The sequence below is a fragment of the uncultured Bacteroides sp. genome (assembly GCF_958445495.1).
Lineage (GTDB): Bacteria > Bacteroidota > Bacteroidia > Bacteroidales > Bacteroidaceae > Bacteroides.
Window position 1 is genome coordinate 93,149 of the sequence record NZ_CAUCSQ010000009.1, and the last position, 22,685, is coordinate 115,833.

18 protein-coding genes are annotated in these 22,685 nt (G+C 44.3%); 13 read left to right on the top strand and 5 right to left on the bottom strand.

Translation table 11 applies throughout. The features are described 5' to 3' along the window. Positions 1 to 35: 35 nt before the first annotated feature. Complete coding sequence (locus Q5076_RS05075) at positions 36 to 1,670, top strand: RagB/SusD family nutrient uptake outer membrane protein (protein ID WP_303011385.1); 1,635 nt, start codon at positions 36 to 38, stop codon at positions 1,668 to 1,670. A 350-nt stretch (positions 1,671 to 2,020) separates the two neighbouring features. On the opposite strand, the gene dnaJ is transcribed toward Q5076_RS05075, so the two are convergent. Together dnaJ and Q5076_RS05085 are read right to left on the bottom strand one after the other, a co-directional pair. Continuing rightward, the gene (dnaJ, locus tag Q5076_RS05080; protein WP_303011345.1) at positions 2,021 to 3,196 is read right to left on the bottom strand and encodes a molecular chaperone DnaJ; all 1,176 of its coding nucleotides are present in this window, start codon (positions 3,194 to 3,196) and stop codon (positions 2,021 to 2,023) included. A gap of 38 nt (positions 3,197 to 3,234) precedes the next feature. After that, complete coding sequence (locus Q5076_RS05085; protein WP_303011346.1) at positions 3,235 to 3,822, bottom strand: nucleotide exchange factor GrpE; 588 nt, start codon at positions 3,820 to 3,822, stop codon at positions 3,235 to 3,237. A gap of 353 nt (positions 3,823 to 4,175) precedes the next feature. On the opposite strand from Q5076_RS05085, the gene Q5076_RS05090 reads away from it, so the two are divergent. Then, complete coding sequence (locus tag Q5076_RS05090) at positions 4,176 to 5,795, top strand: ABC-F family ATP-binding cassette domain-containing protein (RefSeq protein ID WP_303011348.1); 1,620 nt, start codon at positions 4,176 to 4,178, stop codon at positions 5,793 to 5,795. A 165-nt stretch (positions 5,796 to 5,960) separates the two neighbouring features. Here Q5076_RS05090 and Q5076_RS05095 read toward each other — a convergent pair whose 3' ends face one another. Then, positions 5,961 to 7,010 (bottom strand): leucine-rich repeat protein, encoded by a 1,050-nt coding sequence (locus Q5076_RS05095; RefSeq protein WP_303011349.1) that lies wholly within the window; start codon positions 7,008 to 7,010, stop codon positions 5,961 to 5,963. Between the two features lie 103 nt (positions 7,011 to 7,113). On the opposite strand from Q5076_RS05095, the gene Q5076_RS05100 reads away from it, so the two are divergent. Then, positions 7,114 to 8,010: a CPBP family glutamic-type intramembrane protease gene (locus Q5076_RS05100; RefSeq protein ID WP_303011351.1), complete on the top strand. Its 897-nt coding sequence runs from the start codon at positions 7,114 to 7,116 to the stop codon at positions 8,008 to 8,010. Here the strand turns inward: Q5076_RS05100 and Q5076_RS05105 are convergent. Beyond that, the gene (locus Q5076_RS05105) at positions 7,982 to 10,114 is read right to left on the bottom strand and encodes a Tex family protein (protein WP_303011352.1); all 2,133 of its coding nucleotides are present in this window, start codon (positions 10,112 to 10,114) and stop codon (positions 7,982 to 7,984) included. The genes Q5076_RS05100 and Q5076_RS05105 overlap by 29 nt on opposite strands. 122 nt (positions 10,115 to 10,236) lie before the next feature. Between Q5076_RS05105 and Q5076_RS05110 the strand changes: the two genes are divergently transcribed. From Q5076_RS05110 to Q5076_RS05120, 3 genes are all read left to right on the top strand, one after another. Next, on the top strand, positions 10,237 to 12,159 hold the full coding sequence (locus Q5076_RS05110; RefSeq protein WP_303011353.1) for a HAMP domain-containing sensor histidine kinase: 1,923 nt from the start codon (positions 10,237 to 10,239) through the stop codon (positions 12,157 to 12,159). Continuing rightward, positions 12,156 to 13,904, top strand: a complete 1,749-nt coding sequence (locus Q5076_RS05115; RefSeq protein WP_303011354.1) for a bifunctional UDP-sugar hydrolase/5'-nucleotidase — start codon at positions 12,156 to 12,158, stop codon at positions 13,902 to 13,904. The genes Q5076_RS05110 and Q5076_RS05115 overlap by 4 nt, the downstream gene beginning before the upstream one ends. A gap of 87 nt (positions 13,905 to 13,991) precedes the next feature. Beyond that, positions 13,992 to 14,897 carry an AraC family transcriptional regulator gene (locus Q5076_RS05120; protein ID WP_303011355.1) on the top strand — a complete coding sequence of 302 codons (906 nt, stop codon included), beginning with the start codon at positions 13,992 to 13,994 and terminating at the stop codon, positions 14,895 to 14,897. Between the two features lie 90 nt (positions 14,898 to 14,987). Here Q5076_RS05120 and Q5076_RS05125 read toward each other — a convergent pair whose 3' ends face one another. Continuing rightward, positions 14,988 to 15,572: a Crp/Fnr family transcriptional regulator gene (locus Q5076_RS05125; RefSeq protein ID WP_303011357.1), complete on the bottom strand. Its 585-nt coding sequence runs from the start codon at positions 15,570 to 15,572 to the stop codon at positions 14,988 to 14,990. 107 nt (positions 15,573 to 15,679) lie between these two features. On the opposite strand from Q5076_RS05125, the gene Q5076_RS05130 reads away from it, so the two are divergent. The 7 genes from Q5076_RS05130 (at position 15,680) to wecB (ending at position 22,511) form a co-directional block, all read left to right on the top strand. Next, complete coding sequence (locus Q5076_RS05130; protein WP_303011387.1) at positions 15,680 to 16,399, top strand: DUF3845 domain-containing protein; 720 nt, start codon at positions 15,680 to 15,682, stop codon at positions 16,397 to 16,399. Between the two features lie 130 nt (positions 16,400 to 16,529). Further along, positions 16,530 to 16,871 (top strand): hypothetical protein, encoded by a 342-nt coding sequence (locus Q5076_RS05135; protein WP_303011358.1) that lies wholly within the window; start codon positions 16,530 to 16,532, stop codon positions 16,869 to 16,871. A 189-nt stretch (positions 16,872 to 17,060) separates the two neighbouring features. After that, a complete protein-coding gene (locus Q5076_RS05140; RefSeq protein WP_303011359.1) occupies positions 17,061 to 18,017 on the top strand; it encodes a site-specific integrase in 957 nt (318 codons plus the stop codon). A 347-nt stretch (positions 18,018 to 18,364) separates the two neighbouring features. Further along, a complete protein-coding gene (locus Q5076_RS05145; RefSeq protein ID WP_303011360.1) occupies positions 18,365 to 18,943 on the top strand; it encodes a UpxY family transcription antiterminator in 579 nt (192 codons plus the stop codon). 33 nt (positions 18,944 to 18,976) lie between these two features. Beyond that, the gene (locus Q5076_RS05150) at positions 18,977 to 20,119 is read left to right on the top strand and encodes an MraY family glycosyltransferase (RefSeq protein ID WP_303011361.1); all 1,143 of its coding nucleotides are present in this window, start codon (positions 18,977 to 18,979) and stop codon (positions 20,117 to 20,119) included. 28 nt (positions 20,120 to 20,147) lie between these two features. After that, complete coding sequence (gene wecC, locus Q5076_RS05155) at positions 20,148 to 21,353, top strand: UDP-N-acetyl-D-mannosamine dehydrogenase (RefSeq protein WP_303011363.1); 1,206 nt, start codon at positions 20,148 to 20,150, stop codon at positions 21,351 to 21,353. 9 nt (positions 21,354 to 21,362) lie between these two features. Continuing rightward, positions 21,363 to 22,511 (top strand): non-hydrolyzing UDP-N-acetylglucosamine 2-epimerase, encoded by a 1,149-nt coding sequence (gene wecB / locus Q5076_RS05160; protein WP_303011365.1) that lies wholly within the window; start codon positions 21,363 to 21,365, stop codon positions 22,509 to 22,511. Positions 22,512 to 22,685: the final 174 nt, after the last annotated feature.

The following is a 22,685-nucleotide window of genomic DNA, read 5'->3' on the forward strand; positions in this document are numbered from 1 at the left end:
GCCGGCGACCGGATGCGGGCCGGCGGCAATTAAGAATGACAGGGCTGCGGTCGGGAAAGGCGGGCTTTGTTTTTGTGATGTGCCTGTTTTTGTTTTCATGCGACAGGTTTCTGGAAGAGAATCCGAAAGATAGATTGCCGGAAGAGGATGTTTACGCTTCTGTTTCGGATGTATATCTGAATGCGGTGGCTTCGCTTTATACTTATGTGGGCGGTTATAGCGACAGCCAGGGATTGCAGGGAACGGGCAGGGGAGTCTATGACTTGAATACGTTTACCACGGATGAGGCTATTATACCGACGCGGGGTGGAGACTGGTATGACGGGGGATTCTGGCAGGGATTGTTTCTGCATGACTGGGGGATTGAGAATGATGCTATTCAGGCTACATGGGAATATCTTTATAAGGTCGTGATGTTGAGTTGCAGGTCTTTAGAGCGGATTGACAAGTTCTGCGAGCCGCATTCTGACGCGGAACTGCCGGCTTATCGGGCGGAGGTGAGGGCTATACGGGCCATGTATTATTATTACTTGATGGATTTATTCGGACGGGTTCCGTTGGTGCGTTCCTCTTCTCCGGCGATGAAGGAGGTGGTACAGAGCGAGCGGAAAGAGGTATTTGATTTTATTTTCAGGGAGTTGCAGGAGACCGCTCCTTTGCTGAGTGATGCGCACAGCAACCGGTCCGGTCCTTATTATGGCCGTATTACCCGTCCGGTGGCGTTTTTCCTGTTGGCTAAGCTGGCGTTGAACGCTGAGGTTTATACGGATAACGACTGGACGGACGGGCGACGTCCTGACGGGAAGGCTATCAGCTTTACGGTAGACGGGAAGGTGCTGAATGCCTGGGAGACGGTGATATATTATTGTGACCGGTTGAAGGATATGGGATATGAACTGGAGCCGGAATATGAAATGAACTTTTCCATATTCAACGAGTCTTCTGTGGAAAATATTTTCACTATCCCAATGGATAAGACGTTGTACACGAACCAGATGCAGTATCTTTTCCGTTCCCGGCATTACAATCATGCGAAGGCTTACGGGTTGAGCGGGGAGAATGGTCCCAGTGCGACGGTTGAGGCTCTCGAAACTTTCGGTTATGGGACGGCAGGACAGGACCCTCGTTTTGATATCTGTTATTTTGCGGGGAAGGTGTATGATTTGAAAGGGAATATTGTCAGGCTGGATGATGGCACGGTATTGGAATATCTGCCGTGGAAGGTGGGGCTGGATATTTCAAATACTGCTTATGAACAGACGGCGGGGGCGCGTATGAAGAAATATGAGGTTGACCCTACGGCCACGAAAGACGGTAAGCTGATGGATAATGATATTGTCTTGTTCCGGTATGCGGATGTTTTATTGATGAAGAGTGAGGCTAAGGTGCGTAACGGGGAAAGCGGGGATGTTGAATTGAACGAGGTGAGGAGACGTGTGAATGCTCCTGCCCGGACAGCTACTTTGGAAAATATACTTGCCGAACGTCAGCTCGAATTGGCATGGGAAGGGTGGAGACGCCAAGATTTGATTCGTTTCGGGATGTTTACGAGAGCGTATAGCAGCCGTCCTCAGCTTCCGGATGAGGAAAACGGATATACGACCGTGTTCCCTATTCCGGAGAAGATACGGGTGATGAACACTAATCTTGTACAGAATCCGGGATATTAGCCGGGAAACGGCACGGAGGGCGGAGGGGCTTTCCGTAAGAGATTGCATGGATTTGCCGATGTGTTTTGTGATACCTGCCGAATTACGGGTTGCGGGTATTGCTGGAAAAGGCGACGGGCTGTAACGGCTGTATTCGGAAAAAAGCCATATCAGGCTCTTTTTTGAGAATGATATGGCTTTTCATTATTGAAAGTGACTGTCAAATCAAGTGATTGTCAAATTCCAGTTTAAGGATTGTCTTTGTGATGAACTGGAGATTTTGACACGTCTTTCTCACGGAGATTCCCGTTGCTGTTGCACAAAACCGGGAATAGCGTCTCCGGAGGAAGTGACGGGCTTTATCGAAGACGTCAATCGAATAAACTTTTAAACTTCTTGAAGATTTTTTCTTTCACGGAAGTGTTGGGCTTGAAGTTGTCCGATTCTTCCAGTTTCTCAAGCGTATTCTTTTCTTCTTTGTTGAGGGCTTCCGGTACGTAGATACTTATATTGACCAGCAAATCTCCTGTTCCGTACCCGTTTACGTTGGGCAATCCTTTGCCACGCAGGCGTAATACTTTGCCCGGTTGTGTTCCGGAGTCGATTTTTACTTTTACTTTGCCGTCGATGGTCGGTATTTCCACGGCTCCGCCCAATGCTGCCGTCGGAAAACCAAGCAGCAGGTTGTAAATCAGGTCGTTTTCGTCACGAATCAAGTCCGGATGCGGTTCTTCTTCCACACGAATCAGCAAATCGCCCGGTATCCCGTTGTGCTTGCCTGCATTTCCTTTCCCTCCCATGGAGAGTTGCATGCCTTCCGCTACTCCGGCGGGGATTTTTACTTTTACTACTTCTTCGCCGTAGATGATTCCGTCACCGCCGCATTTCTTACATTTGTTTTTGATGACCTTGCCTTCACCGTTGCAGGTGGGGCATGTGGCACGGGTCTGCATCGTACCCAGAATCGTCTGTTGGTTGCGGATTACCGTACCGCTGCCGTGGCATGTCGGACAGGTTTCCGAACCGCCGTCACCTTCGGCACCGCTGCCGTGGCAGTGGTCGCAGGGAACGTATTTCTTGAGTTTGAATTTCTTTTCTACTCCGGTAGAGATTTCTTTCAAGGTCAGTCTTACCTTTACGCGAAGGTCGCTTCCGCGATGACGCCGCTGTTGGGAACTGCTGCCGCCTCCGAATCCGCTGAAGCCTCCGAATCCGCCTCCCCGGCCTCCGAAGATGTCGCCGAACATGGAGAAAATATCGTCCATAGACATACCTTCACCGCCGAAACCTCCGAACGGACCGCCGTTTCCAGCCGCGCCGCTTACTCCTGCATGTCCGAACTGGTCGTAGCGCGCACGTTTGTCAGGATTACTCAATACGTCATACGCTTCGGCTGCTTCCTTGAATTTTTCTTCGGCCGTCTTGTCACCCGGATTCTTATCGGGGTGGTATTGAATCGCTTTTTTACGGTAAGCCTTCTTAATTTCCTCTGTCGTAGCTGTTTTTGCTACCTCCAGAACTTCGTAATAATCTCTTTTTTCTGCCATGCCTTTATTTGATTTATTCTACTTAATTCCCCGCTGTCTTATTCTCCGACTACCACTTTGGCGTGGCGGAGTACTTTATCGTTTAACGTATATCCCGTCTGTACGCAATCCAGAATTTTACCTTTCTGTGTTTCCGACGGTGCGGGGATCACCGCAATGGCTTCGTGGAAATCGGTATTTAACGGTTGGTCTTTCGTTTCAATGGCTTTCACGCCGTTTTGTGCGAGGACGGACATGAATTTGTTATAAATCAGTTCGACTCCTTCTTTTACGGCTTCTACGTCGGTCGCCGTCTCCATTGTCTTGATGGCGCGTTCAAAATCGTCGACTACCGGAAGGATGCTGCTAAGGCTTTTTTCGCCGCCGTTCAGAATCAGTTCGGCTTTTTCCTTCATGGTACGTTTGCGGTAGTTGTCGAACTCGGCAGACAGACGCAGGTATTTGTCCTTTTGTTCTTCAATCGTTTCCTGTGCCTTTTCCAACTCTTTTTCCAGCTCTTCCTCACGGGTGGGGGGAATGGTTTCTTCAACTTGTCCGTTCTCGTTCTGCGGCTGTTCTTCCGCCTTATTCTGATTTTCTTCGCTTTTCAGCTCTTCTTCCTTTACTTTTTTTTCTTTCGGATCCATATTTGTACTTACTTTTATTATTTATTTTTCTTTTTTCCGCCGTTTGGGTATGTACCGCCGGAAAGGTGACACACAGGGTTGTCCCTCCTGTCAGGAATATCCGGAGCAAAAACTTTGCCAAGGTGGTGTTTTTGCCGGAAAACTCTGCAAAGGTAATACTTTTATGTCAGATTGGCATATATCGGATAGTTCATTATTCATTTTAAATGTCTACCTTTGCAGCCAAAAATAATGCGTTTGCATAATGGCATCCCGGTCCCGGACAACGAAAAGCGGGAAATTTTCTTGAAAAACAGGGATACGCGGCTATAAGGCGCATTGGCATATAGAAATAAATTAATAGGTTATTAATAATGATTACAGTTTCAAACGTTTCGGTACAGTTTGGTAAGAGGGTGTTGTTTAATGATGTAAACCTGAAGTTTACAAGTGGTAACTGCTATGGCATTATCGGTGCGAACGGTGCGGGAAAATCGACTTTTCTCCGTACGATTTACGGAGATTTGGAGCCTACTACCGGTTCGATTGCTTTAGGGCCGGGTGAACGTCTTTCCGTGTTGAGCCAGGACCATTTCAAATGGGATGCTTTTACTGTAATGGATACGGTAATGATGGGGCATACCGTATTGTGGGACATTATGAAACAGCGTGAGGCGTTGTATGCTAAAGAAGATTTTACGGATGAAGACGGATTGAAGGTTTCCGAACTAGAAGAGAAGTTTGCCGAATTGGACGGCTGGAATGCGGAAAGTGACGCTGCTATGCTGTTGAGCGGCCTGGGCATCAAAGAGGATAAGCATTATACGTTGATGGGAGAGTTGAGCGGTAAGGAGAAGGTACGTGTCATGCTGGCGCAGGCGTTGTATGGAAATCCTGATAATCTTTTGCTGGATGAGCCTACCAATGATTTGGATATGGAAACGGTGACCTGGCTGGAGGAGTATCTTTCCAATTTTGAACATACCGTACTGGTGGTAAGCCATGACCGCCATTTCCTGGACTCCGTATGTACGCATACGGTGGATATTGACTACGGTAAAATCAATATGTTTGCCGGTAATTACAGTTTCTGGTATGAGTCCAGCCAGTTGGCTCTTCGTCAGCAACAGAACCAGAAGGCGAAGGCGGAGGAGAAAAAGAAGGAACTGGAGGAGTTTATCCGTCGTTTTAGTGCGAATGTGGCGAAAAGCAAACAGACGACAAGCCGTAAGAAAATGCTGGAGAAACTGAACGTAGAGGAAATCAAACCTTCTTCCCGTAAGTATCCGGGCATTATCTTCACTCCCGAACGGGAGCCGGGTAACCAGATTTTGGAAGTGGCCGGTTTAAGTAAGAAAACGGAAGAGGGGACGGTACTTTTCAATGATGTGAATTTTAATGTGGAGAAGGGGGATAAGATTGTATTCCTTTCACGTAACCCGCGTGCGATGACTGCGCTTTTTGAAATCATCAACGGAAACATGAAGCCGGATGCCGGACGTTTTAATTGGGGAGTGACTATCACGACTGCTTATCTGCCTTTGGATAATACTGCGTTTTTCAATACGGATTTGAATCTGGTGGACTGGTTGAGCCAGTTCGGTGAGGGGAACGAAGTGTATATGAAGAGTTTTCTCGGCCGTATGTTGTTCTCCGGCGAAGAGGTGTTGAAAAAGGTAAGCGTGCTTTCCGGAGGTGAAAAAATGCGTTGCATGATTGCCCGCATGCAGTTGCGGAATGCGAACTGTCTGATTCTGGACACTCCGACCAATCATCTGGACCTGGAATCTATTCAGGCGTTCAACAATAATCTGAAAACGTATAAAGGAAATATTCTCTTCTCGTCTCATGACCATGAGTTTATCCAGACGGTCGCCAATCGTATTATCGAGCTTACGCCGAACGGAATCATTGATAAGATGATGGAATATGACGAGTACATTACGTCAGACCATATCAAAGAATTGAGAGCGAAAATGTACGGGGATAAGTAAGGTGTTTGCCGGGTATCCTTGTGGGGCGCTTGTCAGTTGATGTATGAAATCCCCTTGTTTTAGCCTTGGTTTTATCGCAGGGCAAGAACAAGGGGATTTATTTTAAAGCGGTTTCAGTTTGCGGTTTTTTCGATTGGCAAAATCTATTTTAAGGCAGCTTATGCCTTATTTTTTGTAGATTAACTTACTGGGTACTCCGTCGCCGAACAGATTGTCGCCCAAGGTGGTTATCTGGTTTCCTGTGGCTAACACATGCCGGAGATTGTCGCATCCCATGAATGCGCCGAATTCGATGGCGGTGACGCTTGCCGGAAGTTCCAGTGTGCCGCAGAGGCGGCCGCAATTGCTGAATACTCGTTGTCCGATGGTTTTGAGGTTATGCGGCAACTTGATGTTCAATAAATATTTTTTCTGTGTAAAAGTGAAATCGGGAATGGCTGTTGCATTCGTTTTTGAGATGTCTACCGATACCAGGTTGGGCATATAGTCACGGATGAGCTTGAAGTCCGCATTATCCAGTTTGCCTTCGATGGTCAGGAAGTTGATGTCTCTCGGCTGTAATCCCGCTTTTAGGATTTCTTCTTCCAGCTTGCCCATTAATCCCACTTGTAAGGCCGCTTCTACAGGTTCGCCTTCGATAAAGGCGAAATTCTGCCACCTGTCTTTATAACGGTAGGAATCGCTGCTGCCCAGGGGGACGAAAATGGCTGTTATGCTGTCTGCCAATGCTTCCGGCAACAGGTTGGGAGCTGTTTTTCTACGGATTTGGCAGATTTTCAGGTTTTCGCATCCTTTGAATGCCGCATCCTCGATGTTCTTAATCTTGTCGGAAAGGATTACTTTCTCCAGTGTGGATTTGCCTTTTACCACTCCGTTTATGATGTTTGAGAATGCATAGGTGGGGATGAAATTGGGCATGTAGACGCATAGTTTCCCATTGGGATAAGTGCCGGCTTTTCCGGTGTACATCTTGATGTCCGCATTGGAGATGTCCAGTACTTTCAGGCTGGAAAATTCGTCCCGCAGATGTCTGAAATCTTCGGCGTTTATTTTACCGGTCAGGGTGAGGTGGGTGATACTGTTGGCTTCTTCTTCCGTCATCATGGAAATCAATGTGCCGGGTTTGCTTACATAATAGGTCTTACTTACTTGGGCGGCCGCTCCTAACGCATTGGCGGCCAGCAGGCAACTTATCAAGAGTAGTTTTATTTTCATAATTTCACAGATTTGTTCGGGCAAATATAGGAAAAATAGGCAAGATAGGATGTTTTTTTATGTTTTATATCTAATTTTGTAACCGGATTAACAAATTGTAAAAATGGAAACGGACAGTATGGCGGATAGGAAAAAGGCAGGAAGACTTCCCGTATGGGCGTGTATCCCGTTGTTTATTGCGGTATTTTTTGTGGTTATGCTATTGTACGGCATGTTGATACAAGGGGTTCTTTCTTTGGCTTTCGGAACGGAGGCGCGCCACCCTGGAACCGTGGGATATATTCTGATGGAATTGGGTATGTTTCTGGCGGTTCTCACCGCATCTGTCGTCATGTATTATTTCGAACGTCGTCCGTTCTCGGATTTGGGATTGTCTGTCAGGGGGCATTTGCGGGGAATAGGGTATGGCTTTTTAGTTGCTGTTTTGCTTTATTCGACGGGTTTCGGCTTGTCCCTTCTTTTGGGGGAGGTGGAAATCACGGGATTCCGGTTCGAACCTGAGGACTTGCTGTGTTCATGGGTGTTTTTTTTGTTTGTGGCGTTGTTTGAAGAGATTCTGATGCGTGGGTATATTCTTGGACATTTGCTTTATACACGCATGAATAAATTTTTGTCATTGCTTCTGTCGGCTGCATTGTTTGCGGTTCTGCATATTTTTAATCCCGGAATAGATTTTCTGCCTTTGCTTAACCTGTTGCTTGCGGGGGTGTTGCTGGGAGCTTCTTATCTATATACGAGAAACCTTTGTTTTCCGATTTCTCTCCATTTGTTTTGGAACTGGATTCAGGGGCCGGTATTGGGTTATCAGGTGAGTGGCAATAATTTCATGTCTTCCATGTTGTCGCTGCATCTGCCCGAGGAGAATGTACTGAATGGGGGAGCCTTCGGGTTTGAAGGCTCTCTCATTTGTACGGTGCTTATGATTGTATTTACGCTTCTGATTATCTGGCGGGGGGAGAAAAAGGAGGCGATTAGTCTTGCGGTATCCCAAGCATGCTGAGTTGAATCCGTTTCCGGCCGGTGTCTACGTTCATGACTTTAACCATGACATGCTGGTGGATTGAAACGACTTCCGTGGGGTCGGAGATGTATCGTTCGGCAAGCTGGGAGAGGTGGACGAGCCCGTTTTCCTTGATGCCGATATCGACAAAAGCGCCGAAATTCGTTATATTTCCCACGATGCCGGGGAGAACCATGCCTTCACGCAGGTCGTCGATGGTGCGTACGTTTTTGTCGAATTCGAAGACTTTGATTGTTTTGCGGGGGTCACGTCCCGGTTTGTCAAGTTCTTGCAGGATATCCTGTAAGGTAGGCAGACCGACGGTGGGAGTGATGTAATCGGAGATGTTGATTTTCCGTCTGAGTTCTTTGTCGGTTATCAGTTCGTTTATCGTACATTTCAGGTCTTTTGCCATTTGTTCTGCAATGTGGTAGCTTTCCGGGTGTACGGCCGTATTGTCCAACGGGTTCTCGGCCTGGGGGATGCGGAGGAATCCGGCGCATTGTTCGAAGGCTTTGGCGCCCATGCGCGGAACTTTCATCAGCTCTTTCCGGGAGTTGAAGGCTCCGTTTTCTGCGCGGTAGTTTACGATGTTCTGTGCCAGTTGGGGGCCCAGGCCGGAAATGTATGTCAACAGATGGCTGCTTGCCGTATTCAGGTTTACTCCTACAAGGTTTACGCAGTTTTCTACGGTTTGGTCAAGCGCTTTTTTCAGTTTTGCCTGGTCTACATCGTGCTGGTATTGTCCTACGCCGATGGATTTGGGTTCGATTTTTACCAATTCTGCCAGCGGGTCCATGAGGCGGCGGCCGATAGAGACTGCTCCCCGTACCGTAACGTCATAATCGGGAAATTCGTCCCGTGCAATTTTGGATGCTGAATAAATGGAGGCTCCCTGTTCGCTCACTACGAATACGGGAATTTGCCGGTCGAAGGTCTGGCGGCTGATGAAATCTTCTGTTTCACGGCTGGCTGTCCCGTTGCCGATGGAGATTGCTTCTATCTGGTAGGCTTCTATCATTTTACGGAGTTTGGAGGCTGCTTCGCCGGTTTTGTTGACCGGAGGGTGGGGATAAATGTTTTCATTATGAAGCAGGTTTCCTTGTGCGTCGAGGCAGACGACCTTGCATCCCGTACGGAATCCGGGATCGATGGCAAGTACCCGTTTTTGTCCGAGCGGAGCCGCAAGGAGCAGTTGGCGAAGGTTTTCCGTAAATACACGGATGGCTTCGTCGTCGGCTTTTTCTTTCGATTGGGCGGCGAATTCCGTTTCAATGGAAGGTTTGAGCAGACGTTTGTACGCATCTGTGACGGCTTCGGCCACTTGCTCGCCGCATTCGTTGTTGCTTCGTACGAATTGGCGTTTCAGGCGTTCGATACATGTCTCGTCGTCCGGAGTGATGGATACCTTTAAAAGCCCTTCCGACTCTGCCCGGCGGATGGCTAGCAAACGGTGGGAGGTGCATCGTTTCAGAGGTTCGGAAAAATCGAAATAGTCTCTGTATTTGGAGGCTTCTTCTTCTTTGCCTTTTATGACTTTTGCGCTGATTTCCGCTTGCCGGGCGAACTGGTTGCGTACGGTATTGCGGGCGCGTTCGTCTTCATTCACTTGTTCTGCTATGATGTCGCGAGCGCCTTTCAGGGCATCTTCTACGTTTTTTACTTCGCCTTTCACAAAGGAGGATGCACGGGCCGTGAGGTTATTTTCGCGTTGCATCAGCAGGATTGCGGCAAGAGGTTCCAGCCCTTTTTGCCGGGCTGCTTCCGCACGTGTCTTCCGCTTGGGCTTATAGGGAAGGTAGATGTCTTCCAGTTCTGTCGGATTCCAGGTGTCTTTGATGCGTTTTTCAAGTTCGGCTGTTAATTTGCCTTGTTCACCGATGGTGCCGAGAATGGTTTCCTTTCGTTTGGCTATATCGCATAACTTGTCATATTGCTCTTTGATTTGCTCTATCTGCACCTCGTCCAGCCCGCCTGTGGCTTCTTTCCGGTAACGGCTGATGAATGGGATTGTAGCGCCTTCTTCCAAAAGACGGAGGGTACTGCCGATTTGTTTTTCCGGTATGCCTGATGAACCGGAAATCATCTTGTGAAATAATTCCATAAATAGTATCTTTTGAGAATGAATGAGCGACAAAAATACATATAAATCTTTTATACCCGGTAACTTTTATTATATTTGCATGTAAAATTCGGATGTTTACAGATTAAAATGATGCAGTTATTATGCCGAGATATATAGGGTACTTGTTCTGTTGCTTCATGGGGCTTTTGCCTGTAGAAGTATGGGCTGTTTCTGAATATAAGAATCCCATTTTGATAATTTGTTCCTATAATCCGGCTGCTCAGCAGACGTCGGTCACTGTTTCCGATTATATGGAGGAATATGGTAATCTGGGAGGGAAACGCGATATTATCATTGAGAATATGAATTGTAAAAGCTTCTCGGAGTCTCCTCTCTGGAGTGGCGTAATGACGCAGATTCTTTCCAAATACCGGGGCGAGAAGCTTCCGGCACAGATTATTTTATTGGGACAGGAGGCTTGGGCGGCTTATTTGTCGCAAAGAGATTCCGTGCGGGTGAAGGTTCCGGTGATGTGTAGCCTGGTTAGCAGCAATGTGGTGATATTGCCGGAAGATACTGTGGGGCATCTTGATAGCTGGATGCCTGAATCGGTGGATATGTTTGCCGACGGGATGGATATTCCCGAACTAAGGTCCGGTTTTATCAACCGATATGATATGGAAGGGAATATCCGCATGATTCAGGCTTTTTATCCGGAAACGGAGCATATCGCTTTCATTTCCGACAATACTTACGGGGGAGTGACGATGCAGGCGCTGGTACGTAAGGAGATGAAGAAGTTTCCCGGTCTGGATTTGATTTTACTGGACGGGCGCAGGCATACGATTTATACAATCGTTGAGGAATTGAGGCATCTGCCTGAAAATACGGTCATTATGGTGGGTACTTGGCGTGTGGATATGAACGAAGGGTATTTTATGCGGAATGCTACTTATGCCATGATGGAAGCTACTCCTGCTGTTCCGGCTTTTACGCCTTCTTCGGTCAGTTTGGGATATTGGGCGGTCGGCGGGGTATTGCCCGATTACCGGAAGGTAGGGAAGGAAATGGCTTTGGAATCTGTGCGGCTGGACAGGCATCCGGAAAAAATGGAGAGGCATCTTGCCGTAATCGGTTGTAAAGCGGTACTGGATAGCCGGAAGGTCAAGGAATGGGGGCTGAATCCTGAAGTCCTCCCTTTTGATGTCCAGCTTATCAACCAGTCGGTTTCGTTTTACCAGCAATATACGTATCATATATGGTCTGCATGTGTCCTGTTCGTCGTCTTATTGTTGGGATTATGTATTTCTCTTTTTTATTATTTCCGTACCAAACGGCTGAAAGACGAACTGCTGAAATCGGAAAAGGATTTACGTATTGCAAAGGATAGGGCGGAGGAGTCGAACCGGCTGAAAAGTGCTTTCCTGGCAAATATGAGCCACGAGATACGGACGCCGTTGAATTCTATTGTCGGTTTCTCGGATGTATTGGCTGTGGATGGCAGCACGGAGGAGGAACGGCAGTCTTATTATCAGATTATAAAGACTAATTCGGATTTATTGCTTCGTCTGATTAATGATATTCTTGACCTTTCGCGTCTGGAAGCGGACCGGGTCACTCTGACATGGGAGAAGTGTGATGTCGTGCAGTTGTGCAGCCAGATTGTGGCTTCTGTCAGTTTCTCGCGCCGTTCGGACAACCGGTTCCTGTTTACCTCTCCTTTCGAGACTTATCGTTTGGAGACGGATGTGCAGCGTTTGCAGCAGGTGATTATCAATTTGATGTCTAATGCTGACAAATTTACGAAACAGGGGAAGATTACATTGGATTTTTCTGTAAATGAAGAGACGGGGAAGGCTGTCTTTTCCGTAACGGATACCGGGTGCGGCATCCCGAAGGAAAAGCAGGCATTGGTGTTCGAACGTTTTGAGAAATTGAATGAGTATGCACAGGGAACCGGACTGGGGCTTTCTATCTGCAAATTGATTGTGTATAAATGGAAAGGTGAAATATGGATTGACCCTGACTATACGGAGGGAGCACGTTTTGTATTTTCACATCCGCTAAATATAGAGAAAGAATGAAACGAATGACATTGGTTTATGGCTGGCTTCTCTTTTGGGTATTGTCGGTTGCGGCGCAGGAGAAGGTGGTAAAGTTGAAGATTGTGCAGACAAGTGATGTACACGGTAATTATTATCCTTATAATTTCATAACCCGCCAGGAATGGAAGGGGAGTCTGGCGCGGATTTATTCTTTTGTGCAAAAGGAACGCCGGCAGTATGGGGAGAATCTGATATTGCTGGACAACGGGGATATTTTACAGGGACAACCTACGGCTTATTATTATAATTATATAGATACCGTCTCTTCTCATCTTTGTGCGGAAATGATGAATTATATGGGATATGATGCCGGTAATATGGGGAATCATGATGTGGAGACGGGACGCGGAGTATTTGACCGTTGGATTGAAACTTGCGGCTTTCCCGTGCTGGGAGCTAATATTATAGACACTTCTACCAGGGAACCTCATCTTCCCCCGTATAAGGTGATGAAACGAGACGGGGTGAGGATTGTCGTGTTGGGGATGATTACTCCGGCTATTCCCGCATGGCTTTCTGAAAATTTGTGGAGGGGACTCCGGTTTGACGATATGGAGGAGACGGCACGTAAATGGATGAAGATTATCCGTGAAAAGGAGAGGCCGGATTTGGTGATAGGTTTGTTCCATGCCGGACAGGAGGCTTTCAGGATGTCCGGCAAGTACAATGAAAATGCATCGTTGGATGTGGCGAGGAATGTTCCGGGGTTTGATATGGTATTGATGGGACATGACCATGCCCGTGAATGTAAGAAGGTAATGAATGTGGCCGGTGATTCGGTGTTGGTTATTAATCCTGCCAATAACGGTATTGTGCTTTCCAATGTGGATGTGACTTTGAGGTTGAAAGATGGGAAAGTGACGGGCAAGGATATCAAAGGGGTGTTGACGGAGACGGAGGATTACGGTGTCAGCGAGGATTTCATGAAACGTTTTGTTGTGCAGTATGAAGCGGTGAAGCATTTTGTTTCTAAAAAGATAGGAACATTTACCGAGGGAATTTCTACTCGTTCTTCTTTTTTCGGTCCTTCCGCTTTCATTGATTTGATACATACTTTACAACTCGACATAACCGGTGCGGATATTTCTTTTACCGCTCCGCTTTCGTTTGATGCCGAAATAAAGAAGGGGGATGTATATGTGAGCGATATGTTTAATTTGTATAAGTATGAGAATATGCTCTATGTCATGACATTGTCGGGGAAAGAAATCAAGGATTTTCTGGAGATGTCTTATTATATGTGGACAAACCGGATGGAATCGGCGGACGACCATCTGCTTTGGTTTAAGGAGAAGCGTCGGGAGGGTGCCGAGGATAGGGCCTCTTTTCAGAATTATAGCTTTAATTTTGATTCGGCGTCGGGGATTATCTATACTGTGGATGTCACTAAACCGAAGGGGGAGAAGATTACGATTGCCGGCATGGCGGACGGTTCTCCTTTTTATATGGACAAGGTGTACAAAGTGGCTCTGAATTCCTATCGGGGGAATGGCGGCGGGGAATTGTTGACTAAAGGGGCGGGTATTCCCCAGGAAGAGTTGAAGGAGCGTATTGTTTTTTCTACGGATAAGGACCTTCGTTTTTATCTGATGAATTATATCGAGAAGAAAGGGACAATGGCTCCGAAAGCTTTGGAACAATGGAAGTTTATTCCTGAGGAATGGACACGTCCTGCTGCCGGACGTGATTATCAATATCTGTTCGGGGTGGTCAATAAGGAATAAAAAATGTCCGTTTTGTCTGATAATATCTCCGGATGGTTGTATATTTGATTTGTAGCTGGTATATTTGTCGCCAAAAAGAGAGAGAGTATGGATGTTCAAAGTGTTCCAAAAATAGGTATTTCCTCGGTTGTTCATTCCAAGCATATAAATCCGGACAGCATTGATGTGGTTGATAATGATATAGCGCTCTTCGATACGGAGAGCGTTGTTTCCTTATACAGTGGCCCCAGTAAGCTGGAAGTGTTGACTATAGGACTTTGTCTGGAAGGTGCAAGCCGTTTTAATATCAGTTTGCGGGAATATGAGATTGTTCCGGGGCGGATGGTTATTGTATTGCCGAACCAGATTATCGAGCATCGATGGTTCAGCCCGGACTTCAAAGCTATATTTTTTGCCGTATCGAAGAATCAGTTGGAGGCGTTGCCTAAGATGGGAAATGTGCTTTCTTTATTCTTTTACTTGAAAGATTGTCCTTGTTGTGACCTCACCCTGCATGAACAGGAGATAATTCAGGAGTATCATCATTTTATCAGAAGGAGGTTGAGAAATAAGGAAGAGGAGATGTATCGCCGGGAGGTGGTTATGGGAATAATGCAGGGTTTCTTTTTCGAACTCTGCAATATTTTTAACAGTCATGCTCCGGCTGCCGCTTCTGCAGTGAAGACTAAAAGCCGGAAGGAGTATATTTTCGAACGTTTTTATGAATCGTTGGTGGAATCTTATCAATCGGAACGTAGTGTGAAGTTTTATGCTGACCAGTTGTGCCTGACACCGAAACATCTTTCCGGTGTGGTGAAGGAGGTCAGCGGTAAAACGGTGGGTGAGTGGATTGACGAACTGGTTATCTTGGAAGCGAAGGCTCTCTTGAATTCTTCGAGCATGAATATTCAGGAAATCGCCGACCGTTTGAATTTTGCAAACCAGTCTTTTTTTGGGAAGTATTTCAAGCATTATACGGGTATGTCCCCTAAAGAATACCGTAAGAAACGGTGATGTGTTTAGGGGTGCAGTGTCGGTATATGTCTCTTTTTTGTCCTATGAGGAGTTTGTTTAATGGGAACGGGAACTGATTGGGATTTGTAATTACAAAACTCCGGAACGTACCCGGCTTAACGTTTCCGGTGTCATTAACAGATAGGAAGCGATGTGCGCCAATGGAGCCCGCTTGATAATTTCCGGATGTGTTTCAAGCAGCAGGTTGTAACGTTCACGGGCAGATTCGAAACGCCATGAATCTGCCTTGACTTGTGATACAATCAGAGAGTATTCCAATATTTTCTGATAGAACATATTGATTTCCCAATTTTCCCTCGCTAATTTTTGCAGTATGTCGCGGGGAAACAAATAGATGATGGAGGGTTCCAGGGTTTCTACTATCAGCCGGGTGGGTTCCTGTTTTAAGAAGCTCTCGATGCACATTACAATGCAACCTTCGTATGAGAAATGTTCGGTTATGTCTTTCCCGTTTTTATAGTAGTACTGCCGAATCATTCCCTTACCGACGAAAACGATTTCATGGGCTATTTCTCCTTCATTTAGCGCGATGGCTCCTTTCGGGATTTCTTCACGGATGAGAATATTCTCTATTTGCCGTCTTCCTTCGATACTCATTTCCGGGAAACGGGAATTTACAACGGCATTTACTGTGTCTCTTAATAGTGTATCCATGTTCCTTTTGTCTTGATGTGTGCAAAAATACTAAAAACGATTGACATAAATCAAGTGTGGTGCAAAAAAGATGTATCTTTGTGAGGTAAATCTGGAGGTAGATAATGATGGATAAAATTGTAGGAGTAGTGATATTGCTATTGTGTTTGTGCAGTTGTGCAAAGGATGAAGATGCTATATATTATCCCGTAGGTAATGTGGATATCGAGAGGGGCGGACCTGCCTTGCCGGAAGAGGAAAGGGTATTGGTGGCCCAATGTTATAATGAGGAGGATTATGTGTTGGATACGCTTGCACAATATCCGGGAGACCTTACTATCGGCAAGCTGACGTTTATGATAAATTTGAGGAATCGGTTGGGGACCGGGAATGTTCCGGGATTTAACGGGGTCGGTGAATCCGGGTTAACTATGAGCCTGGGTTACAAAGATGGCAATTATCCGGCGGAGAGCCAGGTTCCTGTTTATACTTCGACGGATGTGGATGCCGGTTATGCGGTTGAGCTTCGCTTAAAGGGGGAACTGGTTTCAACCGGGGATGAATGGATGATTGATTATGTTTATGCGCAATTGGCCGGTTTGTTTCAACCTTATCCTCCCGAATCTTTCCCGGAGGTTTTCATGTGCAAGGGAGGGGAACAGTCATTTGCTGCTTTTGATTCTTTCCGTAGGACTTGGACGTTCGATATAACTTATAATCGTTCCGGTCTATCTTTCAGCCAGTTATATTTTAACTTGTTTGTCAATCTGGCGGGGCAGAAACGGGAAAACAGGGTTCGGCTAAGGATTGATAAGGAGTCTTATTTTAAGATATATGTTAAAAAATAGGTTGTCCGTGAGGTGAACCGGTTGGGTTAGGAAGCTGGATTCCAGAATATGGAAGCGAGGCGGTTTTTATTTACAGGTTGGAAAGAGCTTTTTGTGTCAGTTTTTAAGCCGGGGTTAAGGCAAGGGGCTTTTGAATCAAGAAGTATATGGGCGGCTATTTGAAAGATGTATTGGGTTCTTGTTTGATAATTTATGTATATCTGTTGAAGGCGGCGGTCTTTTTTTATTCCGAAAACGTTTATGGGGGTATGATGTTTTTGCATCCGTTGAATTGGGGTGTGAAGTAGTTCAGGCACCTTTATTTTATTTTGGGGTGGATACGCAAGGTTGGGTTGAAAGGGGGGATGAATTCTTTTGGGGAATTTATTCTGGTAAACAGTGTTCTTATGCCGGTATATGGTCCGAGGAGGACGGATTTGGAAGAGGGGGTATCAACTTGAACTGCAGCGGATTGATTTTAGGGTGTTTTTGATGATTATCAATAGGGAAGCTTAGAATTTTTATTGTAACTCCGTTTTTCATGCTTGGGGCTTTTTTGAGAAGAAAAGGTATAGGGTGCTAAAACTTTATAAGAAAACTTTTATATACCACTCTGTTGGTCGTAAATTCGTTCTATTTCTGTGTTATCAAACTAATTTGTAAATTGTTTAAGAAATAAGTTATGAAAAAAGACGGATTTACTGTATGTGCCAACAACTATGTCAGTTGTTTGCGTCGGGAGGGGCGTTATGCTACTGCTCATGTTTATCAGAATGCTCTCCGTTCTTTCACTGTGTTTTGTGGAACAAAAACGGTATCGTTCAATCAAATCACCCGTGAGAATTTAAAACGGTATGGCAACTATCTTGCGGCTTCCCAATTGAGATTGAATACTATTTCTACTTATATGAGGATGTTGCGTTCCATTTATAACCGGGGAGTGGATGATGGTCAGGCTCCTTATATTTATCGTTTGTTTCATGATGTTTTCACAGGTGTGGACTCTCGTCAAAAGAAGGCGATTCCTGTTCATGAATTGCATACGTTGCTTTATGAAGATCCCGGGGTTGACAAATTGCGCCATACGCAGGATATTGCCAAACTGTTATTTTTATTTTGCGGTATGTCGTTTTCTGACCTTGCCCATTTGAAGAAGGCAGATTTGAAGGATGGGATTTTAAAATACAATCGTATTAAAACCGGTACGCCTATGAGTATGGAAATACTGGATAGCGCCGTCAATATTATGTCCAGGCTTTTGAATAATGACCGGTCGGTAGATTCTTCCGATTATCCGGACTATCTTTTCAAGATATTGAGTGGACGACACAGATTGAAGGAAGAGGGGGCTTATATCGAGTATCAGTCTGCGTTGCGCCGTTTCAATAATCAGTTGAAAAGTTTAGCCAGGCATTTCCGGTTGCACTCTTCTGTCACTTCTTATTCTTTCCGGCATTCATGGGCTACGACGGCTAAATATAGAGGTGTGCCGATAGAAATGATTAGCGAGTCATTGGGACATAAATCAATTAAGACAACACAGATTTATTTGAAGAGTTTTGATTTGGCGGAGCGTACTAAAGTTAATAGGATGAATTATTTTTACGTAAGGAATTACAAAAAGAAGTTGTCTATTTAGTTAAGTTCTTGATAATAAAGTATAAATAGAAGCTGTTACTTCTTAGGTAACGGAAATAAGTATCCATTCGCAACAACAGATGAAAACAGATAAACATAGACACAAACTGCCCGCAAGCATGCTTTCCAACCTACGCGAAGGAGAAAACATGCTTGAAGATGAAGCATAAGAAAAAATAGACATGAAGAAAGATAATCTTCATGTCCAAATATATTTTTGCTATATATTGAAGTAAAAGCGAAAAAAAAGAAGATTTTGCTTGTATGCTATTTACATTTTTGCATATCTTTGCAACAAATTTATTTCCGTTACCTAAGAAGTAACGGATTTTTATGGGGTAAAAAAGTATGATTCAAAGAGAAGAAGGAACTTTAATTGCTGGGCCTATTTATGGGACAGGGGAAGGCGTAGCACACTCAAGACGCTGGTATGTCGCGTTGGTCCGTATGCATCACGAGAAGAAGGTTTGCGAGCGTTTGGGCAAGATTGGTATCGAGAGTTTCGTGCCGGTTCAACAGGAGGTTCACCAGTGGAGTGACCGCCGCAAGGTTGTGGAATCCGTATTGCTTCCCATGATGGTTTTTGTCCATGTTACTCCTGAGGAGCGTAAGGAGGTTCTTTCTTTTTCTACCGTAAGCCGCTATCTGGTAATGCGTGGTGAGAGCAGTCCTACCGTAATTCCTGACGACCAGATGGCTCGTTTCCGTTTTATGCTGGACTATTCTGATGATGTGATTTCGATGAACAGTTCTCCTTTGGCACGTGGCGAGAAGGTCCGTGTCATCAAGGGTCCTTTAAGGGGTTTGTTGGGTGAGTTGGTCACTGTTGACGGCAGGAGTAAGATTGCTGTCCGTCTGAATATGTTGGGTTGTGCTTGTGCGGATATGCCGGTGGGGTATGTGGAGTCTCTTGGTGAGAGGGTCTAGATAAAACAGAAATATAAATTCGAAAACTTCATTATGATGTACATTTATATTGAGGGTGTTTTTTTACTCTCGGTAGTGCTTGCGACTATTATTATTCCAAGAATAATATTCATTTCTTATAAGAAGCGTCTTTTTGACGTTCCTGATGCGCGTAAGGTCCATAAGACTCCGGTTCCCCGCTTGGGTGGTTTTGCTTTTCTTCCTGTCATCTTGATTTCCGTATGTGTTGTTACAGGCGTCGGTTATTATATGAATGCTCCTGTTGTTTCTGTTTGGTCGTCCGGTCTGTTCATGCGTTATCTTTTTCTGGTTGCTGGCACTACTTTGCTTTATTTGGTCGGCGTAGCTGATGATTTGGTCGGGGTGGGATACCGTTATAAGTTTGTGATTCAGATTCTTTCCGCTTCCTTTCTGCCTCTTTCCGGTCTTTGGATAAATGATTTGGGGGGCTTATTGGGGCTTCATGAGATTCCTTCATATATTGGCATGCCTTTGACGGTTTTTCTCGTGGTTTATATAACGAATGCGATTAACCTGATAGATGGGATTGACGGTCTTGCTTCCGGACTTAGCTGCATCGCATTGGGGTTATTGATTATAGTTTGTGCCTTTGTAGATCAGTGGACTCATGCTCTTTTGGCTTCCGCCACTTTAGGAGTTGTCCTCATTTTCTATTATTATAATGTTTTCAGTGTGTCAGGTCGCAAATTGTTTATGGGAGATGCCGGCAGTCTGACTCTCGGTTATATCCTGAGTTTTTTGATACTTCATTTCTGGACCCGTCAGTGGTATTGGGACCCGTTTGAACTGAATCTGAATATGGTCACCATATCTACCCTTCTTATCCCTTTGCTTGATGTGGTGCGTGTTTTTTATTCTCGTGCCAAGGATGGGCGCAATCCCTTTTTACCTGATAAGAATCATATTCATCATAAGTTTTTGCGTACAGGCATGAAAGTACGTACGGTAATGGTTACGCTGTTATTGCTGTCTCTGTCTTTGGTTGCTGCTAATTTTATATTGTCATATTATATCAATGCGACTTTCATGCTTCTTTTTGATTTGGTATTTTGGTGTGTTTTGCACATGGTTATCAATCGGGCTATTGTGAAACATGAAAAGTTGACGGGGAGAAAGTGGTATAAGACTTATCTGCATGTACCATTCAATGAATAAATTCAATCATATTCAAAATAAAATAATCATGAAAGCTTGTTTTATGGGATTAGGCTATATTGGTCTGCCTACAGCTATTATTGCCGCTAAACACGGTGTTCAAGTAGTCGGAGTTGATATTAATCCGAAAGTTGTTGAAATGACTAATCAGGGCAAATTGCACATTATAGAGCCGGGTATGGAAGAGATGTTGCAAGAGGTTGTTAAAATGGGTAGCTTGAAAGCCACTACTGTTCCTGAAGTAAGTGATGCTTATTTTGTGGTGGTTCCTACGCCATTCAAGGGAAATCATGAGCCTGATATTTCGTATGTTGAAGCAGCGACTCGTGCTGTGCTTCCTTTATTAAAGGAAGGTGATCTTTATGTAATAGAATCTACTTCGCCTGTGGGTACTACTGATAAGATGAAGAGTCTTATTTTTTCAGAACGTCCTGAACTGATTGATAAAATATATATTGCATATTGCCCCGAACGTGTATTACCTGGTAATGTTATTTATGAACTCATACATAATGATCGTGTTATTGGTGGTATGGATGATTTGTCTACTGATAAAGCTATTGCTTTTTACAGCCAGTTTGTACAAGGTACACTTCATCGTACAAATTGTAAAACTGCCGAAATGTGTAAGTTGACTGAAAATTCAAGTCGGGATGTACAAATTGCTTTTGCTAATGAACTTTCGCTGATTTGTGATAAAGCTGGTATTAATGTATGGGAATTAATTAGTTTGGCAAATAAACATCCGCGTGTTAATATTTTACAGCCTGGTTGTGGTGTAGGAGGACATTGTATTGCGGTAGATCCCTATTTCATTACTGCTGAATTTCCAATGGAATCTAAGATTATCGCTCAGGCGCGGGAAATTAATAATTATAAATCATTTTGGTGTGCGGAAAAAGTACAGAATGAAATGTTGAAATTCGAGCTTGAACATCATCGTAAACCTTGTGTCGCTATGATGGGGCTTGCTTTCAAACCTAATATTGATGATTTGCGTGAATCTCCTGCCAAATACATTGTTACTAAGGTCATGCAAAGTTGTAATAATGCCAATATTTTAGTTGTAGAACCTAATGTAAAAGAACATAATGTTTTTAAACTTACAGATTATAAAGAGGCGTATGAAAAGGCGGATATTATAGTTTTCCTGACTGCCCATGAACCGTTTAAAAAACTTGATTACCATGAGGATAAAGTTATTTTAGATTTTTGCGGTATTTTCAAAAAATAGATACACATAATGAAAAAGGTAATGTTAGTCTTCGGGACTCGTCCCGAAGCTATTAAAATGGCGCCATTGGTTAAGGAGTTTCAAAAATATCCTGATAAATTTCAAACCATTGTTTGTGTTACCGGACAACATCGTCAAATGTTAGACCAGGTATTGGATTTATTTGAAATCACACCGGATTATGATCTTAATATAATGAAGCAAGGGCAGGATCTTTATGATGTGACAGCTTGTGTTCTTGTCGGTATGCGCGATGTTCTAAAAAAAGTTCGACCGGATGTTGTACTAGTGCATGGCGACACTACTACTAGTACTGCTGCTGCTCTTGCTGCTTTTTATCAACAAATTCCTGTAGGACATGTGGAAGCTGGACTTCGTACACATAATATATATAGTCCGTGGCCGGAAGAAATCAACCGCCAAATAACAGGTCGTATTGCTACTTATAATTTTGCACCTACGTTATTGAGTAAAAGTAATCTTTTGAAGGAGAATATTGCTCCTGATTCAATTGTCGTTACAGGAAATACGGTCATTGATGCTTTGTATCAAGTTGTGATGAAAATAAAAACGGATACAGTTCTTGCTTCTGAATTGGAAAAAGTTCTCCACCGGAGCGGGTACGATGCAACACGACTGCAATGTGGTAAAAAGTTAGTGCTTATTACAGGACATCGTCGTGAAAATTTTGGAGGTGGTTTTATTCGAATGTGTACGGCTATAAAAGCTCTTGCCCAAAAGTATCCAAATGTAGATTTTGTCTATCCGATGCATTTGAATCCTAATGTACGTAAACCTATTCATGAAGTATTCGGTGAGAACTTTTCCAACTTAAAGAATATGTTTTTTATTGAACCTCTTGAATATTTGAGTTTTGTTTATTTGATGGAGAAATCAACTATTGTGTTGACTGATAGTGGAGGAATTCAAGAAGAAGCTCCTGGATTGGGTAAACCAGTTTTAGTGATGCGTGATACAACAGAACGTCCGGAAGCATTGGAAGCTGGTACTGTTAAGTTGGTCGGGACAGATTATGATAAAATTTTAAATGAAGTGTCCGCTTTATTGGATGATACGGAAGCTTACAAGAAAATGAGTATGTCTGTCAATCCTTATGGAGATGGATTGGCGTGTGGAAGAATTGTGAATGTTTTATGAGCGTGTATGTTCTAGATATGGAATATATTAATGAAAATAAGTGTCAATAATATAGTAAATAATGGGTTAGTACATTATCTTTTGGCAAATATGATATTTAGTATCTCTACGTTCATAGTAAATGCATGTTTGCCCAAAATATTCATATATGAATTTTATAGTAAATTTGTATAT

Bases quoted from the DNA above. Each gene is read 5' to 3' on its own strand.
- wecC (WP_303011363.1), top strand. From the start codon at position 20,148: ATGAAAGCTTGTTTTATGGGATTAGGCTATATTGGTCTGCCTACAGCT.
- dnaJ (WP_303011345.1), bottom strand. From the start codon at position 3,196: ATGGCAGAAAAAAGAGATTATTACGAAGTTCTGGAGGTAGCAAAAACA.
- Q5076_RS05095 (WP_303011349.1), bottom strand. From the start codon at position 7,010: ATGAAAATAAAACTACTCTTGATAAGTTGCCTGCTGGCCGCCAATGCG.
- Q5076_RS05130 (WP_303011387.1), top strand. From the start codon at position 15,680: ATGGATAAAATTGTAGGAGTAGTGATATTGCTATTGTGTTTGTGCAGT.
- Q5076_RS05145 (WP_303011360.1), top strand. From the start codon at position 18,365: ATGATTCAAAGAGAAGAAGGAACTTTAATTGCTGGGCCTATTTATGGG.
- Q5076_RS05115 (WP_303011354.1), top strand. From the start codon at position 12,156: ATGAAACGAATGACATTGGTTTATGGCTGGCTTCTCTTTTGGGTATTG.
- Q5076_RS05090 (WP_303011348.1), top strand. From the start codon at position 4,176: ATGATTACAGTTTCAAACGTTTCGGTACAGTTTGGTAAGAGGGTGTTG.
- Q5076_RS05120 (WP_303011355.1), top strand. From the start codon at position 13,992: ATGGATGTTCAAAGTGTTCCAAAAATAGGTATTTCCTCGGTTGTTCAT.
- Q5076_RS05075 (WP_303011385.1), top strand. From the start codon at position 36: ATGACAGGGCTGCGGTCGGGAAAGGCGGGCTTTGTTTTTGTGATGTGC.
- wecB (WP_303011365.1), top strand. From the start codon at position 21,363: ATGAAAAAGGTAATGTTAGTCTTCGGGACTCGTCCCGAAGCTATTAAA.
- Q5076_RS05100 (WP_303011351.1), top strand. From the start codon at position 7,114: ATGGAAACGGACAGTATGGCGGATAGGAAAAAGGCAGGAAGACTTCCC.
- Q5076_RS05150 (WP_303011361.1), top strand. From the start codon at position 18,977: ATGATGTACATTTATATTGAGGGTGTTTTTTTACTCTCGGTAGTGCTT.
- Q5076_RS05105 (WP_303011352.1), bottom strand. From the start codon at position 10,114: ATGGAATTATTTCACAAGATGATTTCCGGTTCATCAGGCATACCGGAA.
- Q5076_RS05085 (WP_303011346.1), bottom strand. From the start codon at position 3,822: ATGGATCCGAAAGAAAAAAAAGTAAAGGAAGAAGAGCTGAAAAGCGAA.
- Q5076_RS05125 (WP_303011357.1), bottom strand. From the start codon at position 15,572: ATGGATACACTATTAAGAGACACAGTAAATGCCGTTGTAAATTCCCGT.
- Q5076_RS05140 (WP_303011359.1), top strand. From the start codon at position 17,061: ATGAAAAAAGACGGATTTACTGTATGTGCCAACAACTATGTCAGTTGT.
- Q5076_RS05110 (WP_303011353.1), top strand. From the start codon at position 10,237: ATGCCGAGATATATAGGGTACTTGTTCTGTTGCTTCATGGGGCTTTTG.